Annotated in this window: 16 protein-coding genes; 3 read left to right on the forward strand and 13 right to left on the reverse strand. The window is 56.2% G+C overall.

Annotated features, from left to right (window positions below; genetic code table 11):
* Positions 1-3: 3 nt before the first annotated feature.
* On the reverse strand, positions 4-546 hold the full coding sequence (locus AWM69_RS05165; RefSeq protein WP_048378767.1) for a YaeQ family protein: 543 nt from the start codon (positions 544-546) through the stop codon (positions 4-6).
* A gap of 139 nt (positions 547-685) precedes the next feature.
* On the opposite strand from AWM69_RS05165, the gene AWM69_RS05170 reads away from it, so the two are divergent.
* On the forward strand, positions 686-1,885 hold the full coding sequence (locus AWM69_RS05170; RefSeq protein WP_131652602.1) for a CaiB/BaiF CoA-transferase family protein: 1,200 nt from the start codon (positions 686-688) through the stop codon (positions 1,883-1,885).
* 35 nt (positions 1,886-1,920) lie between these two features.
* Positions 1,921-2,799 (forward strand): TIGR02285 family protein, encoded by an 879-nt coding sequence (locus AWM69_RS05175; RefSeq protein ID WP_218725907.1) that lies wholly within the window; start codon positions 1,921-1,923, stop codon positions 2,797-2,799.
* Positions 2,800-2,962: 163 nt separating this feature from the next.
* Here the strand turns inward: AWM69_RS05175 and AWM69_RS05180 are convergent, their stop codons facing one another.
* From AWM69_RS05180 to xerD, 6 genes are all read right to left on the reverse strand, one after another.
* Positions 2,963-3,439, reverse strand: a complete 477-nt coding sequence (locus AWM69_RS05180) for a response regulator (protein ID WP_256930178.1) — start codon at positions 3,437-3,439, stop codon at positions 2,963-2,965.
* 70 nt (positions 3,440-3,509) lie between these two features.
* Positions 3,510-5,549, reverse strand: coding sequence for a transporter substrate-binding domain-containing protein (locus AWM69_RS05185; RefSeq protein ID WP_256930179.1), 2,040 nt, complete (start codon positions 5,547-5,549; stop codon positions 3,510-3,512).
* Between the two features lie 182 nt (positions 5,550-5,731).
* Positions 5,732-7,141, reverse strand: coding sequence for a threonine synthase (thrC, locus tag AWM69_RS05190; protein WP_218725909.1), 1,410 nt, complete (start codon positions 7,139-7,141; stop codon positions 5,732-5,734).
* Positions 7,142-7,209: 68 nt separating this feature from the next.
* The gene (locus AWM69_RS05195; RefSeq protein ID WP_048379546.1) at positions 7,210-8,514 is read right to left on the reverse strand and encodes a homoserine dehydrogenase; all 1,305 of its coding nucleotides are present in this window, start codon (positions 8,512-8,514) and stop codon (positions 7,210-7,212) included.
* A gap of 138 nt (positions 8,515-8,652) precedes the next feature.
* Entirely contained in the window at positions 8,653-9,384 is a 732-nt protein-coding gene (locus tag AWM69_RS05200) for a DsbC family protein (protein ID WP_048378759.1), read from the reverse strand.
* 136 nt (positions 9,385-9,520) lie between these two features.
* Positions 9,521-10,417 (reverse strand): site-specific tyrosine recombinase XerD, encoded by an 897-nt coding sequence (gene xerD / locus AWM69_RS05205; RefSeq protein WP_131652598.1) that lies wholly within the window; start codon positions 10,415-10,417, stop codon positions 9,521-9,523.
* Between the two features lie 134 nt (positions 10,418-10,551).
* On the opposite strand from xerD, the gene AWM69_RS05210 reads away from it, so the two are divergent.
* Entirely contained in the window at positions 10,552-12,351 is a 1,800-nt protein-coding gene (locus AWM69_RS05210; protein WP_218725910.1) for a sodium:proton antiporter, read from the forward strand.
* Positions 12,352-12,362: 11 nt separating this feature from the next.
* Here the strand turns inward: AWM69_RS05210 and AWM69_RS05215 are convergent, their stop codons facing one another.
* The 6 genes from AWM69_RS05215 to ffh form a co-directional block, all read right to left on the reverse strand.
* On the reverse strand, positions 12,363-12,776 hold the full coding sequence (locus tag AWM69_RS05215) for an acyl-CoA thioesterase (protein ID WP_218725911.1): 414 nt from the start codon (positions 12,774-12,776) through the stop codon (positions 12,363-12,365).
* A gap of 95 nt (positions 12,777-12,871) precedes the next feature.
* Positions 12,872-13,222 (reverse strand): 50S ribosomal protein L19, encoded by a 351-nt coding sequence (rplS, locus tag AWM69_RS05220; RefSeq protein WP_003440273.1) that lies wholly within the window; start codon positions 13,220-13,222, stop codon positions 12,872-12,874.
* 45 nt (positions 13,223-13,267) lie between these two features.
* Positions 13,268-14,020, reverse strand: a complete 753-nt coding sequence (gene trmD / locus AWM69_RS05225) for a tRNA (guanosine(37)-N1)-methyltransferase TrmD (RefSeq protein WP_048378751.1) — start codon at positions 14,018-14,020, stop codon at positions 13,268-13,270.
* 2 nt (positions 14,021-14,022) lie between these two features.
* Positions 14,023-14,562, reverse strand: coding sequence for a ribosome maturation factor RimM (rimM, locus tag AWM69_RS05230; RefSeq protein ID WP_048378749.1), 540 nt, complete (start codon positions 14,560-14,562; stop codon positions 14,023-14,025).
* A 5-nt stretch (positions 14,563-14,567) separates the two neighbouring features.
* Positions 14,568-14,819, reverse strand: coding sequence for a 30S ribosomal protein S16 (gene rpsP, locus AWM69_RS05235; RefSeq protein WP_048378748.1), 252 nt, complete (start codon positions 14,817-14,819; stop codon positions 14,568-14,570).
* Positions 14,820-15,068: 249 nt separating this feature from the next.
* Positions 15,069-16,445 carry a signal recognition particle protein gene (gene ffh, locus AWM69_RS05240; RefSeq protein ID WP_131652595.1) on the reverse strand — a complete coding sequence of 459 codons (1,377 nt, stop codon included), beginning with the start codon at positions 16,443-16,445 and terminating at the stop codon, positions 15,069-15,071.
* Positions 16,446-16,504: the final 59 nt, after the last annotated feature.

Here is a 16,504-nt window from a genome sequence, read left to right on the forward strand (position 1 = left end):
GGGTTAGCCGCGTTCGCCTTGCAGCCACTGCAACTGAACTTCGTGCTGGCCACGGTCATCGGTAACGAAAATCGTGCCTTCGCTGATCATCACGTCCCACTTGATCACTCGGGGCATGTCTTTGGCGAGGACTTCGAGAATCTCTTGCGGAACGGCGGCAATGTTGACGTTTTTCAGATTTTTGATCGCCGGGATGACCTTGCCTTCCCACACGCGCAAGCTGCCATAGGCCAGCAAGCTGGTGCGTTCGGTACGACGCGAACACCAGGTCAAACGCTCGGCATCGGGCTGACCGACTTCGATCCAGTGCAGAACACGGTCATCCAGGCTTTTTTCCCAGAGTGCCGGTTCGTCTACATCTGACAGGCCGCGACCAAAAGACAGCTGCTCGTTGTACCAGAAGGCATAGGCCAGAAGACGCACGGTCATACGCTCTTCAGTTTCTGAAGGGTGACGGGCGATGGTCTGCTTGACGCTTTCATACACCCCGCGATCGAGGTCGGTAAGGTTGAGTTCAAACTTGTAGGTCGTGGACGGCTGGGCCATGAACGGGCTTCTTGATACGGAGAAAGGCGGTAAGTCTAACCGATCCGGCCGCTCTTCAACGAATCCTTGACCCTGGCTTCTTGCCGGCTGCGACCTATGTTAAAAGGCTGTACCCGCTTGCTCTGGACAAGGACAAATCATGCCGCTCGCAGCCAAACCCCTATCGGGCCTCAAAGTCGTCGAACTGGGCACTCTGATCGCGGGGCCATTTGCATCGCGGATCTGCGCCGAATTCGGGGCGCAAGTGATCAAGGTCGAGTCCCCGGATGGCGGTGACCCGTTGCGCAAATGGCGCAAGCTGTACGAAGGCACCTCCCTGTGGTGGTTCGTCCAGGCGCGCAACAAGAAGTCCCTGACCTTGAACCTCAAGCACCCTGACGGGCTGAGTATCCTCAAGGCGTTATTGGCAGATGCCGATATCCTGATCGAAAACTTCCGCCCCGGCGTTCTGGAAAAACTCGGCCTGGGCTGGGATGTGCTGCACGCCTTGAACCCGAAGCTGGTGATGGTGCGGCTGTCCGGCTTTGGCCAGACCGGCCCGATGAAAGACCAGCCGGGGTTTGGTGCCGTGGGTGAGTCCATGGGCGGGCTGCGCTACATCACCGGTTTTGAAGATCGGCCGCCAGTGCGCACCGGCATCTCGATCGGCGATTCGATTGCCGCACTGTGGGGGGTGATTGGCGCGCTGATGGCGCTGCGTCACCGTGAAGTCAATGGCGGTCAGGGACAAGTCGTGGACGTAGCGTTGTACGAAGCCATTTTTGCCATGATGGAAAGCATGGTGCCGGAGTTCGATGTGTTCGGTTTTATTCGTGAGCGCACAGGCAACATCATGCCCGGCATTACTCCTTCGTCGATTCATACCAGCCTGGATGGCAAGCACGTGCAAATCGGCGCCAACGGGGACGCGATCTTCAAGCGCTTCATGCAGGTTATCGGGCGTGAAGACCTGGCCAACGACCCGGTACTGGCCAGCAATGATGGCCGCGACACCCGCCGTGACGAGCTGTATGGCGTGATTGACCGCTGGGTGGCTTCACTGCCGCTTGAGACCGTGCTGGAGCAACTGAGCGTTGCGCAGGTGCCTGCCAGCCGCATATTCTCGGCCGAAGACATGTTCAGTGACCCGCAATTCCTGGCGCGAGAAATGTTTCTGCACGCCCGGTTGCCGGACGGCAAAGACTTCAAAATGCCGGGCATCGTGCCGAAGCTTTCAGACACTCCCGGTTCGGCTGACTGGGTGGGACCCGAGTTGGGCGCTCATAACGCTGAAGTGTTGGGCGAGCTGGGTTACGACGCCGCCGCCATAGCAACCCTCAAGCTGGCAGGCGCTATCTAAAGCCATCTCCAGTGGATACCCAAAGGACTGGTACCATGATTCATCGCACAAGGTGGCGAAGCATTCTGTCCGGGCTGATTTCATCGGCATTGTTGATCCCGGCATCGGGTGTCCTGGGCGCCGAAAAGCTCATTTGGCTATTGCGCGATCTGCCGCCACTGGTCGTGGTGGACGGCCCGCAAAAGGGCCAAGGCGTGATTGATCAACTGATGCCCGTGCTGATGGCAAACATGCCGCAGTATCAGCACGTCGTGGTCCGGGTGAACCGGGCACGGGCCCTTCAAATGCTTCAATCCCACTCACGGATCTGCGACCCGACCCTGATCTGGAATCCAGCCCGTGCCCGCTGGGTCGTTTACTCCACGCCCGTTATTGCCTTGCCGGGCAATGGACTGGCGATTCAACGTCAGGATCAATTACAGATCGCCCCCTTTGTGAGCGACGGCAAAGTAGACCTCTCAGCCCTGCTGAATAGCCACACCTTGAAATTGGGCGTCATCGCAAAGCGCAGCTACGGTGAGGTCATTGACCGTCAACTGCCACAGAGCCCTGCGAATCAGATTTTTATCCATTATGGGGGGAATCCGATGAGCAGCCTGTTACGCATGCAACAGGCTGGGCGCTTGCAGGCGCTGTTGGGGTACTGGCCGGAGATTCAGGTAAACGCCAGGCAACAAGGGCTGCCTCCCGACAGCATGATTTTTTACCCGGTACTGGGCGCCCCCGCCCTCCAGTCCCTTTACATCGGGTGTGCGGACACACCGGAAGGTCGACAGATCATTGCCACAGTCAACGGCATACTGGCGGATCAAGGCCGTGAGGTGCTCATCAAGTCCAAGGCAAAGTGGTTTGCAACCAAGCCGCCGGATGACCATCCCCGCCCCGTGTTGCCAGCCCCCGCTAACGCACATTGACGAGTCATCGCATAAAAAAATCCCGAGCTGTGGGGAGGCAGCCCGGGATTTAACAAGGTCATGAAGACCCTATCAGCAGGCTACAAGCATCGGAGCAATAAGCTTGATCCTGCTGATGAAAATCAGACTCAAACCTGCCGCTAAAGGTTCCTTTAGCCTGCACTCAATTTGCACTCTCATCACTGGCATACGCATCGCGGTTTCGATAGGCATCCAGCAACTGCCCCAAGCCGTTTACCGTCACGGGCTTTGCCAGACAGCCCAGTACCCTCAGACCTTCGCTGCGGGCTGTCATTACTGCTTTTTCCACGATATGAGGTGCCGCACAACTCAAGATGATCAACGCCATCGCCTCTCGCTTTACCGCTAACTCGCGAATCAGATCCAGCCCCGACAGCCCCTCTACATAAAGATCACAGATAGCGACATCGATGGTTCCATGCCTGGCCAATGAACGGCGTGCAGAATCAAGATTTTCAGCGACCAGCACATCAAATATGCGAAATGTATTCAACATTTGATGCAACACCATTAATTGGAAAGGGTTGTCTTCAAGAATCAAAACTTTCAGAGGTCGCATCGCATGCCCTTGGGAGATCGAAAAGCTTTCACCAGATGTGAAGTACTCTAGAAGGCTCAAGCTTCACGCGACATGAGAATTTTCTTAAATATGTGTAGCTGCTTTCCCACAAGCAATGGCTAAGTGATACTTACCAAGTAGCACGAGGATCCCACTTTCGAACTTCCGATATATCAAACCAGCCCCCCACTAATCCTTCCAGTCGCCCGGAAGCGGAATAAAAGGGCACTGTCCATTGGTAGATTTCCATGGGGCCTGATTTTATTTCGATCATACGTTTTTGATAGTAGGGTTGCCGACTGAGGATCATTTGCATAATTTCACAGTGAAGTTGCTCAGCCAGTTTCTGTGGAAAAATATTCATGCCGATACTGTTTTGCCCACGAATATGTTCAAGTTTTATAGACATGCGTTCTTCATAACTTTGATTACACGTGATAACAGCACCCTGAAGGTCGCACACAAAAATCGGGCTGGGAATACCATCCAGGAAACGACGCTGAAACGCCAGTTGCTCACACAACACCTGTTCGGTTTCACGCCCGGCATGCACCTGTTTTTTCAGTCGTCGATTGCAGAAAAACAGCATCAGCCCAGCGGCAACCAGAAGCGCTATCACCCAGGACAACCAGACGGGCTGATACGAACCGCTTTCGATCAGCGGGGCCTGCCCGACTGCCCCCAGCCATTTGGCTCTGAGCGTTCGGATTTCGTTGATGGGCATGGCTTCCAGGGCATGGTTCATGATGCCGAGCAACTCCGGATATTGAGCATGCACCGAGAAATTGTCAGAGACCCATCGCCCATCGACACTTCGCCCCACCTTAAGACGCCCCGGCGGGTACAGATAAGCCTGCGTCTCGCTCTGGATGGTTGCATCCGCCTCCCCTTGCTCGACCATGCGCCGGGCCTGGGCATAGGTATCGACCTGGCGTAATTCTATGGCCGGGTACTCACGCTTGATCAACTCTTCAAGGGCATGCCGGGCCGGAAGTACCAGCACCATTCCTGACAGTTGATCCAGAGACCCGAGCCGGGAGTCATGGCTGCGCACAACAAAGACCCAGGGTGATCCGCCGTACGAGTAAGTGAAATTCAAGAAAGCCTTGCGCTCATGGTTGATCGACAGGGTTGCATTCATTTGCGCCTCGCCGCTCTGGAGCATGTCCAGGGTATGTTCCGTTGAGAACGCCTCTTTATGGACAAACTGCAATCCGGTCATGCGTGACACGCGCTTCAGAATATCGACGCTCAATCCCTCCCAGCGACCATTACCATTCTTGAAGGCATATAACGGAAATTGCTGACCCGCCACGGTGACCACCGGATTACGCTTGATCCATTCCCGTTCGCGGGGCAGCAAGTTGAGATGCTGGTGGGCAATGCTTCCCTCCAGCCCGGAAGTCCAGCGTGCAAGCACCCTGTGCGAGACAGCTTCATCAAGACTGCCCAATGCCCTCTCAATCAAAGCGCCAAGCATGGGATCGGCACGTCGTGTGGCAAAGGCAAATCCGGAATCAGGCAATGCACTGTCACCAATGATGCGCAAACCAGAATAAGGCCGGACACTCTTGAACGACTGGATGATGACCTCATTGCCAATAAACGCATCAATATCACCTTCAATCAGCGCTTCCATCGCGCTGTGCAACGTAGGCGTAATGATGATCTCGCTATCGGGATAAAAGGCATGGGCCGTGTGGATATCGATGTAGCCATCGATAAAGCCGATCTTTTTACCGCTCCAGGTGTGCGCAGGATCGGTATCACTGCCACGACCGACAATGACCGAGCGATCCGTCATGTAGGCCGTCGATGACACGAGTCCCTCGACCCCACTTTCAAAACTGCTGGCGCTGGCCAGAATGTCAATTTTGCCCGAGAGCAGTTCGGCGACCGCCTGATCGCGTTTTTTATAGCCCAGAACTTCAATCGACACGCCCAGTTTGTCACGGACAATACTCAGGTAATCCGCGCTGATCCCTTGATAGCGATTGCGATCATGGGTGATGTCGACGGGTTCGTAATCCGCAATGGCGATACCGACCCGTAACTTGTCGTGCTCTGCCAGCCACTGTTTTTCAGCACTGTTCAGTCGCAGGGGTTTGAAGTGGGCAAAACTGGGTGAAAGACTGAACGGCAGTCCTTGTGCAGCAGTGGACAGTTGCATGAAAAACAGCAGTCCAAGCGGGAGTAATGTGAACACCCATGATTTAAACACGCGGTGAAACATGGCAGCATCCTTGACTGGCTACTCGCCAAAACACGAAGGCGAAAACAGAACAAGTTTGCCATGCACCCACAAAAAAGCCCGTCAGATGACGGGCTTCAAAGTGCGTAAGACGTATACCGTTAAAGTGCCTTGCCGCGATTGCCATGCTGACTGACAAAGGCCTGCACCGCCTTCAGGTCATTGGCCAAAACGGTGTAGCGCTCCTCTCTTTCAAACAAGTCAGAAAGATGAGCCGGGAGCTCCAGAGCTTTTCCTACCCCTGCCTTTTCAACTGCATCCGGGAACTTGACCGGATGGGCCGTGCCCAGAATCACCATCGGAATATCGAGGCTGCGACGGCATTCACGAGCGGCCTTGACCCCAATGGCAGTGTGCGGGTCCAGCACTTCGCCGGTTTCGGCAAATACCTGGGCAATGGTTTCGCAGGTCTGCGCATCATCGACCGCCAGCGAATCAAACAGACGTCGCGCTTCGGTCCAGCGATCTTCTTCGACGCTGAAGTTGCCGGTTTTCTTGAAGGTATCCATAAGCCCGGCAACCGCCGCGCCATTACGACCATGCAAATCGAACAGCAGGCGCTCGAAGTTCGAGGACACCATGATGTCCATCGACGGCGATAGCGTCGCGTGCAGCGTGTCCTTGGCGTACTGGTTACCGCTCATGAAGCGATGCAGGATGTCGTTGCGGTTGGTGGCAACGATCAGCTGGTTGATCGGCAAGCCCATGTTACGGGCCAGGTAACCGGCAAAAATATCGCCGAAGTTGCCGGTAGGCACCGAGAACGATACCGAGCGATGCGGGCCGCCCAGTTGCAGAGAGGCATGGAAGTAGTAAACGATCTGGGCCATGATTCGGGCCCAGTTGATCGAGTTCACGGCAACCAGCCGGGTGCCCTTGAGGAAGCCCTGATCTGCGAAGCTGGCCTTGACCATTTCCTGGCAGTCATCGAAGTTGCCTTCAATGGCGATGTTATGGATGTTGTCGCCAAACAGCGTGGTCATCTGCCGACGCTGGACTTCCGAAACCCGATTGTTGGGGTGCAGGATGAAAATGTCGACGTTTTCACAATGCTTGCAACCTTCAATCGCCGCAGAGCCGGTGTCGCCAGAAGTGGCGCCGACAATGACCACGCGCTCGCCACGTTTTTCCAGCACGTAGTCGAGCAAGCGGCCGAGCAACTGCAGGGCAAAATCCTTGAACGCCAGGGTCGGGCCATGGAACAGCTCAAGCACCCACTCGTTGCTGTTCAGTTGACGCAGTGGCGCAACGGCGGCGTGAGAAAACGCGGCATAGGTTTCTTCAAGGATCTTTTTGAAGTCCGCATCCGGAATGCTGCCGGTGACAAACGGGCGCATGACCCGAAAAGCCAGTTCGTGATACGGCAGGCCGGCCCAGGATGCGATTTCTTCCTGGGTGAAGCGCGGCAGGTTTTCCGGTACATACAGACCGCCGTCACTGGCCAGACCGGCCAGCAGGACATCTTCAAAATTCAGGGCCGGTGCCTGGCCACGGGTACTGATATAGCGCATTGGGGCAAACCTTCGGTTTGAGCGGCCAGCCACGCGCAAGGGGCGGTGGCACGTGTCTGGCCGTGAAATTAATTTAGATGTTCAACGCGGATGCGAACGACCGGACCCACGACGCCTTGCAACGCTTCCAGCGCAGTAATGGCATCGTTCATGTGCTGCTCAAGTACACGATGAGTCAGCAAAATCATTGGCACCAGACCGTCATGCTCTTCAACTTCTTTCTGCATGATCGATTCAATGTTGATGCCACGCTCGGACAAGATACTGGCCACTTGCGCCAGTACGCCCGGATGGTCCTTGGCCTGTATGCGCAAGTAGTAGGCACTTTCGCACGCATCAATCGGCAGGATCGGATGGTCGGACAGCGAGTCAGGCTGGAACGCCAGGTGTGGAACGCGGTTTTCCGGGTCAGATGTCATCGCACGTACGACGTCGACCAGGTCAGCCACCACCGACGAAGCTGTTGGCTCCATGCCTGCGCCTGCGCCATAGAACAATGTCGAGCCGGCAGCGTCACCGTTGACCATGACCGCGTTCATTACACCGTTCACGTTGGCAATCAGGCGATCTGCGGGAATCAGTGTCGGGTGAACCCGCAACTCGATACCACTGGCGGTGCTACGTGCAACGCCCAGATGCTTGATACGGTAACCCAGCGCTTCTGCGTAGTTCACGTCAGCCGTTGTCAGCTTGGTGATGCCTTCGGTATAGGCCTTGTCGAATTGCAACGGGATACCGAACGCAATCGACGCCAGGATCGTCAGTTTATGCGCAGCATCGATGCCTTCAACGTCAAAGGTAGGATCGGCTTCGGCATAACCCAGAGCCTGGGCTTCGGCCAGAACGTCTTCAAAGGTACGACCCTTTTCCCGCATTTCAGTGAGGATGAAATTGCCGGTGCCGTTGATGATGCCTGCAACCCAGTTGATTCGATTGGCCGACAGGCCTTCACGGATCGCCTTGATCACCGGAATACCGCCTGCAACCGCGGCTTCGAACGCGACAATCACGCCCTTTTCCTGGGCCTTGGCGAAAATTTCGTTGCCATGTACGGCAATCAGCGCCTTGTTGGCGGTGACCACGTGCTTGCCGTTTTCGATGGCGGTGAGCACCAGATCGCGGGCGATGGTGTAACCACCGATAAGCTCGATGACGATGTCGATTTCAGGGTTGGTCGCAACAGCGAATACATCGTTGGTAATGGGGGTACCGGCAATGTCGCACTGAGGGTTCGGCGTACGCATGGCAATTTGCGCAACCTGGATGCCACGCCCGGCACGGCGGGCGATTTCCTCGGCGTTACGCTTTAGTACGTTGAAGGTGCCGCCACCGACGGTCCCGAGCCCACAGATACCTACTTTGACCGGATTCACGCTGAACTCCCCATAAAACGGCCGACTCATGGGCCGGCCGTGAAAAACAACCGTGGATTGCCACGGTTCTCAATTAATAACCAGACACGCAATCTGCCTGGCCATGATCGTCAACGGGCGTGCCGTGACGATGCAGAATTATTTAACACCGAGGGCCAGCTTGCCAACCTGCGCAGCAGGCTGATAACCCGGAATCACCTGGCCATCGGCCAAAACGATGGCCGGCGTACCATTGACCCCAATGGATTGGCCAAGGGCGAACTGCCTGGAAACCGGGTTGGCGCATTTTGGCGCCTCGACCGTTTTACCATCCGTCATCTTGTCCATGGCGCTTCTTTTGTCTTTTGAGCACCAGACTGCCTGCAGTTGCTGATCACCCTGCGAGCCAAGGCCCTGGCGCGGGAATGCAACATAGCGCACTTCGATCCCCATTTTGTTCAGTTCCGGGATTTCGGCATGCAATTTATGGCAATACGGGCATGTTGTGTCGGTAAAGACAGTGATGTGCGACTTGGTGTCGCCAATTGCAGGGTAAACGACGGTTTCTGCCACCGGAATACCATTGATCAATTTAGCCACGCCCACGCGCTCGGCTTTCTCGGTCAAGTTGACCGGTTTGCCGTCCTTGAGCTGAAACATGTAACCCTGCACGATGAACTGGCCATCTGCGCTGGCATACAGCACACGGCTGCCCTTGAGCTTGACTTCATACAGGCCGGCCATTGGACTGGCACTGATGCTCTCGACAGGAACATCCAGTTGCAGTGTCTCAAGGCTCTTGCGAATCGCTTGCTCGGCGCCGGTATCGGCAAAGGAAAAAGTACTGACCAACGCAATGGCTGCGGCGGCGAAAATCTGGGTCACGCGCATGAGAACTCCTGAAGGCGGACAAAACGGCCAAACCTGAATACCCCTATCCGAAAAGGGGTGGGCGGCTCGTTTTCTGAACCGGCAAAGCCTACCACAGATGACTTGCGTGGCCGACTCTGACCGACGCAAGCACACGTTAGCCACGGGGGTGATGGCGGGCATGCAGGTCTTGCAGGCGGGCACGCGCCACATGGGTGTAGATCTGGGTTGTGGAGAGATCACTGTGCCCCAGCAACATCTGCACCACGCGCAAATCGGCGCCATGGTTCAACAAATGCGTCGCGAAGGCATGCCGCAGGGTGTGCGGGGACAGCGACTTGTCGATCCCGGCGACTTTGGCCTGATGCTTGATGCGGTGCCAGAAAGTCTGACGGGTCATTTGCTCGCCACGCTGACTGGGAAACAGGACATCGCTGGGCCGACCAGCGAGCAGCTCATAACGGGCATCGCGCATGTACCGCTCGACCCAGACAATTGCCTCCTCGCCCATGGGCACCAACCGCTCCTTGCTGCCCTTGCCCATCACGCGCAATACACCCTGGCGCAGATTGACCTGTTCCAGCGTCAGGCTGATCAGTTCCGTCACCCGCAGACCACAGGCGTACAGCACTTCGAGCATCGCCCGGTCACGCTGGCCGATGGCGTCGCTCAGATCGGGGGCAGCCAGTAATGCTTCAACGTCAGCCTCAGACAAAGACTTGGGTAATGGCCTGCCCAGCTGCGGCATATCGACCTGCAAGGTGGGGTCGACAGCAATCAGCTTTTCACGCAACAGGTAGCGATAGAAGCCCCGCACTCCGGACAAGAAACGGGCGGTCGAACGCGGCTTGTAACCTTGTTCAAGACGCCAGCTCAAGTGATCGAGGATCAACTCCCGCCCGGCATTGATCAGTTCGATACCGCGCTCCTGCAACCAGCCATTGAAGAGTGCCAGATCGCTGCGATAAGCATCACGGGTATTGTCGGACAGACCTTTTTCAAGCCACAGGGCATCCAGAAAACGGTCGATAAGCGGATTGTCGATAGCTGGCATTGGCACTCGAAAAGCGCAGGCCAGAGGCCGCGCATAAATAAACAGTGAACTGCGGGAGTGGGCGCTAGTCTTTCATGGCTGACCATCCCTTTAAACAAAAAGCATCAACCACATGCCTCTCACTGGATCCTCTCATGAATGAACAACAGATTCTGCTGGCTTTTGGTGGCATCGGCATCGCAGCCCTGGGCTGCCAATGGTTAGCCTGGCGCCTTAAATTACCGGCCATTCTGTTTTTGTTGCTGACGGGTATTGTTGTCGGGCCCGTCCTCGGCTGGTTAGACCCCCAAGAACTGCTGGGGCCGCTGCTGATGCCACTGGTTTCGCTGGCAGTGGCACTGATCCTGTTTGAGGGCAGCCTGACCCTGCACGTGTCCGAATGGCGAGAAATCGGCAGCGTGGTGCATCGTCTGGTGACCGTCGGCGCCCTGTCGACCTGGGCAGTCATCACACTGGCCACTCATTGGCTGCTGGGTTTTGACTGGCTGCTGGCCCTGCTGTTCGGCACTTTGACACTGGTCACCGGACCAACCGTCATTGTGCCAATGCTGCGCGTCGTTCGACCCAAAGCATCGATTGCCAACATCCTGCGCTGGGAAGGCATCGTCATTGACCCGATTGGCGCCCTGCTCGCCGTCGTGGTTTACAGCTTCATCATTTCCCGCGCCGCGGGGGACGGCCTGAGCCACAGCCTGTTGACCTTTGGCGGGGTGATTCTGTGCGGGAGCCTGTTCGGGCTCATTGGCGGCTGGGTACTGGGGCACATTCTGCGCAGACAATGGCTGCCGGAGTATTTGCACAGCCTGGCAACACTGGCTGCCGTGCTGGGGATCTTCATTGCCTCCAATCAGATAATGCATGAGTCCGGCTTGCTCGCCGTCACGCTGATGGGCATGTGGATGGCTAATATGAAAGGCGTGGATGTGCGGCACATCCTGCACTTCAAGGAAAACCTCAGCGTACTGCTGATTTCGGGCCTGTTCATTCTGCTGGCCGCCCGCCTTGACCTCAATGCCATGATCGCACTGGGGCCCGTCGTACTGGTTTTATTGCTAATTATTCAGTTCATTGCCCGCCCGCTGAACGTACTGCTGTCGACCTTCGGCTCAAAACTCAATTGGCGCGAACGCGCACTGCTGGCCTGGATTGCACCCCGCGGAATTGTAGCGGCGGCTGTTTCGGCAATCTTCGCGATTCGCCTCGACCAGGCCGGCCATGAAGGGGCATTGCTGCTGGTACCGCTGACGTTTGCCGTCATTATCGGCACGGTCGTCCTGCAAAGCGCCACGGCCCGCCCGCTTGCACGTCTGCTCAAGGTCGCTGAGCCCGCCCCCAGCGGCTTTTTGATCGTGGGCGCCAACGGTCCCGCCCGTGTCGTAGGCAAAGCCTTGCAGCAGCTGGGCAGCCGGGTATTGCTGACCGATTCCAACTGGGAAAACATTCGCGCAGCCCGCATGGAAAATTTGCCGACATACTTCGGTAATCCCGCCTCACAGCATGCCGAGGCCCATCTGGATCTTGTCGGCCTTGGGCATTTGCTCGCACTGTCGCCTTCTGGCGAGTTGAATGCACTGGCGGCGATGCGCTTTCGTCATGAGTTCGGCCATCAGCGCCTGTACGCCCTGGCTAGCGGACAGGAAAGCCAGCGAACTGACAAACATCGCGCCAGCCATGAGCATCGCGGACAAGCCCTTGGCGACCGCCCCCTGACCTACAGCCAGCTGGCCAATGCCCTGAATCAAGGCGCCGAGCTCTACAGCACACAGCTGACCGAGAATTTTACCTGGGAGGACTATCAGGCCCTGCATGGATCGCGGGCCACCCTGTTGTTCGCTCGCGACAGCGGTGGTTGGGTGTACGTGGTAACCCCGAAAAGCGACCTGAAACCGGGACCGGGATGGACGTTGCTGGCCCTGATCAGCCAGGAGTCCTGAGCGAGTACTGCTTACTGTGCGTACCCTGGCAATACAGGCACCGGACGCTTGTCTTCGTCGATGGCGACAAAGCTGAACAAGCCCTGGATCGCCAACTCGCGACCGTCGCAGCTCATGCTTTCGACATAGACTTCAACTTCAACCTTGAGGCTGGTGTTGCCGACTTTGACCACCCGGCCCACCAGCTCAACGATAGAACCTGCCGCAATCGGATGGTTGAAGTCGATACGATCGGTGGACACGGTCACCAATGGCAAACGGCAAAAGCGCGTCGCCGCGATGAACGACACTTCGTCCATCCAGGCCAGGGCGGTGCCGCCAAACAGCGTGTTGTGGTGATTGGTCGTCGAGGGGAACACGGCTTTGGTGATGCGGGTAACTGATAATTCGGTACGACGTTGGATCTCTTGCTCACGCGCAGTCATGCTTTTACTACCTACAACTGGACAAAGGTCTGATAAATCTCAGGCAACAAAAAAGCAGCCCGAAGGCTGCTTTTTTCTGCATCGGGAAGCTGGACTTAAGCCAGTTTTTCCTTGATGCGAGCTGCTTTACCGGACAGGTCACGCAGGTAGTACAGCTTGGCTTTACGAACGTCACCGCGACGCTTAACAGCCATGCTGTCGATTTGCGGGCTGTAGGTCTGGAAAGTACGCTCTACGCCAACACCGTTGGAGATTTTACGAACAGTGAAAGCACTGTTCACACCACGGTTACGCTTGGCAATCACTACACCTTCGAAAGCTTGCAGACGCGAACGATCGCCTTCCTTCACTTTCACCTGAACGACAATGGTGTCGCCCGGGGCAAATGGAGGGATCTCTTTGGTCATCTGCTCTGCTTCGAGTGCAAGGATGATTTTGTTAGTCATGCTGTGCTCCTAAGGTAGATCGTCTGATCTACCATCGATACGTTGTTAACTATCGTCCCGCTCGCGGATGTATTCCTCAAGCAGCTTCTTCTCTTCTCCAGAAAGCGAGCGGCTTTCCAGAAGATCGGCGCGTCGTTCAAAGGTCCGCCCAAGGGACTGCTGTAAACGCCAACGCCGGATGTGTGCATGATTGCCACTAAGCAATACGTCGGGAACACGCTGATCCGCATACACCTCCGGTCGGGTGTAGTGCGGGCAATCCAGCAGACCATCCGTAAAGGAATCTTCCTCGGCGGAGTCCGCATGCCCTAAAGCTCCGGGCAGCAGTCGTGTAACCGCATCAATCAGAACCATCGCCGGTAGCTCGCCACCGGAGAGTACATAGTCACCAATCGACCACTCTTCATCGACATAAGCGTCAATAAAACGCTCGTCAATGCCTTCATAACGACCTGCAATAAGGATTAATGCTTCCTCATTCGCCAGTTCGCGTACCGCCGACTGATTCAGTTGACGGCCTTGGGGCGACAGGTAAATAACCTTCGCCGCCTCTCCGGCTGCTTGTCTGGCCTGAACCAGTGCATCTTCCAGAGGCTTGATCTTCATCACCATGCCCGGACCACCGCCAAATGGGCGATCGTCCACAGTGTGATGCCGGTCCGTTGTGTAGTCTCGCGGATTCCAACAGGTGAGCTGCAAGAGCCCTTGTTTCACCGCGCGACTGGTGATGCCGTAGTCGCTGATGGCGGAAAACATTTCGGGAAACAAACTGATCACTTCTACGCGCAAATTAGCCACGCTTAGAAGTCCGCATCCCAATCCACCTTCATCTCGCCGGCTACCAGGTCGACGTTCAACACGCATTGCTCTGTATAGGGCAACAAGCGATCACGATCATCCAGGCTACCTGGGCAAGGTTTGACTTCCATGACATCGTTCGAGCCAGTTTCCATCAGATCAACAACCTTGCCGAGCAATTGCCCTTCGAGGTTGATCACTTTCAGACCCTGCAGCTGGTACCAGTAGTACTCGCCGTCAGTCAGTTCAGGAAACAGGTTACGCGGCACGCAGATTTCGAATTCGCGAAGAAGACCAGCTTCATCACGGTCATCGAGACCCTTGAGCTTCACAACCAGAAACTTGCCGTTGTGTGAACGGCCACTGACCAGCTCTGCCTGTCGTACATCATTACCGCGCCGAAGCGTCAGTTTTTTGTAGTCCAACAGGTTATCAATTGGATCCGTAAAGGAATAAACCTTCACTTCGCCGCGCACGCCGTGAATCGAGTAGATTTTGCCGATAACGATCAAATCATCAGCAGTTTCAGGCGTCACGCTCATATTGCTCAGGCCGCAGCCTTAGCGTTTTCTTTCACAAGCTGAGCAACACGCTCAGACATTTGTGCACCAACACCTACCCAGTAGGCAAGGCGGTCTTCTTTCACGGAGAAACGAACTTCCTGACCACGGGCAACCGGGTTGAAGAAGCCAATTTGTTCCTTGTGGGAACCGTCACGTGGGTTACGGCTGTCGGTAACGGTCAAGTGGTAAAACGGGCGCTTTTTGGAGCCGCCAAGGGCAAGACGGATTGTTAGCATGTGAACATCGTTCCTGTAGTCGGTGCTGCAAATCTAAATGCACAGCGGGCATAGGTGCCCGAAAGGCCGCATATTCTAAGGAATATCCGGACTTTTGCAAATGTCTTTTTCTGGCGCCTATCGACGTGCCATGAAGATTTGCTATAAGGCCGCCACGAATGACGGCAGGTCAGCTCCCGCACAGCGCGGGTTTGCCGGGTGTCTCGCATTGCTGCGAGTTGCGCAAACGCATGCGCTTGCGCAGGTAATTTACATTTTTGGCATGCCGCCGCCGGGCATCATAGAGCCCATGCCACGCATCATTTTCGCCATTCCGCCCTTGGCGGAGAACTTCTTCATCATCTTCTGCATCTGCTTGTGCTGCTTGATCAAGCGACCGATGTCCTGCACCTGAGTACCGGAACCCATGGCAATCCGGCGCTTGCGCGAACCACTGATCAGCTCAGGGTCACGGCGCTCGGCCGGCGTCATGGAGTTGATGATGGCTTCCATTTGCTTGAATTGCTTCTCTGCCGCGCCCTGGGCATTGCCCATTTGCGCCAGATTGACGCCGCCCATGTTCGGCAGCTTGTCCATGAGGCCGCCAAGGCCGCCCATGTTCTTCATCTGTTGCAGCTGATCACGGAAGTCTTCGAGATCGAAGCCTTTGCCTTTCTTGAGCTTTTTGGCCAGTTTGTCGGCCTTGTCCTTATCGAGGGTCTGTTCGGCCTGCTCAATAAGGCTGAGTACGTCACCCATGCCCAGAATGCGCGATGCAATACGATCCGGGTGGAAGGGTTCGAGCGCGTCGCTCTTCTCGCCCATACCGATAAATTTGATCGGCTTGCCGGTAATCGAGCGCACGGACAATGCTGCACCACCACGGGCATCACCGTCGACCTTGGTCAGGATCACACCCGTCAGCGGGAGTGCATCGCCAAAGGCCTTGGCCGTGTTGGCGGCATCCTGACCGGTCATGGCGTCAACCACGAACAGGGTTTCTGCAGGCTTGACCGCCGCGTGCAGCTCCTGGATCTCGGTCATCATGTCAGCGTCGATGTGCAGACGACCCGCGGTATCGACAATCACCACGTCAATGAACTTCAGCTTGGCTTCATTGATGGCTGCCATCGCGATGGCAACTGGCTTCTGGCTGATATCGGACGGGAAGAACGTAGCGCCCACTTCGCCCGCCAGGGTTTCCAGCTGCTTGATCGCGGCCGGACGATAAACGTCGACCGAAACCACCATCACGGATTTCTTTTTGCGTTCTTTAAGGAAACGCGCCAGCTTGCCAGCGGTGGTGGTTTTACCCGCACCCTGCAGACCGGCCATCAAAACAACGGCTGGCGGCGTGACATTGAGGACCAGGTCCTCGTTGGCAGCGCCCATCAGGCTTTCGAGCTCAGCCTGGACAATCTTCACGAATGCCTGGCCCGGCGTCAGGCTGCGCGACACTTCCGTGCCCACAGCGCGCTCTTTGACCGCGGCGACGAAGTCTTTGACCACTGGCAAAGCCACGTCGGCTTCCAGCAACGCCATGCGCACTTCACGCAGGGTGTCTTTGATATTGTCCTCGGTCAGCTTGGCCTTGCCGGTAACATGGCGCAGCGTCTGCGAGAGACGGTCGGTTAAATTTTCAAACATGCGCGATCCTTTCAGGCCCAAAGTAGACCGGGGTTATTGCGGCCCAGCCCGTGTAAAAC

Origin of the sequence: Pseudomonas sp. D1HM, assembly GCF_019266105.1 — a bacterium.
GTDB classification, from domain to species: Bacteria; Pseudomonadota; Gammaproteobacteria; order Pseudomonadales; family Pseudomonadaceae; genus Aquipseudomonas; species Aquipseudomonas taetrolens.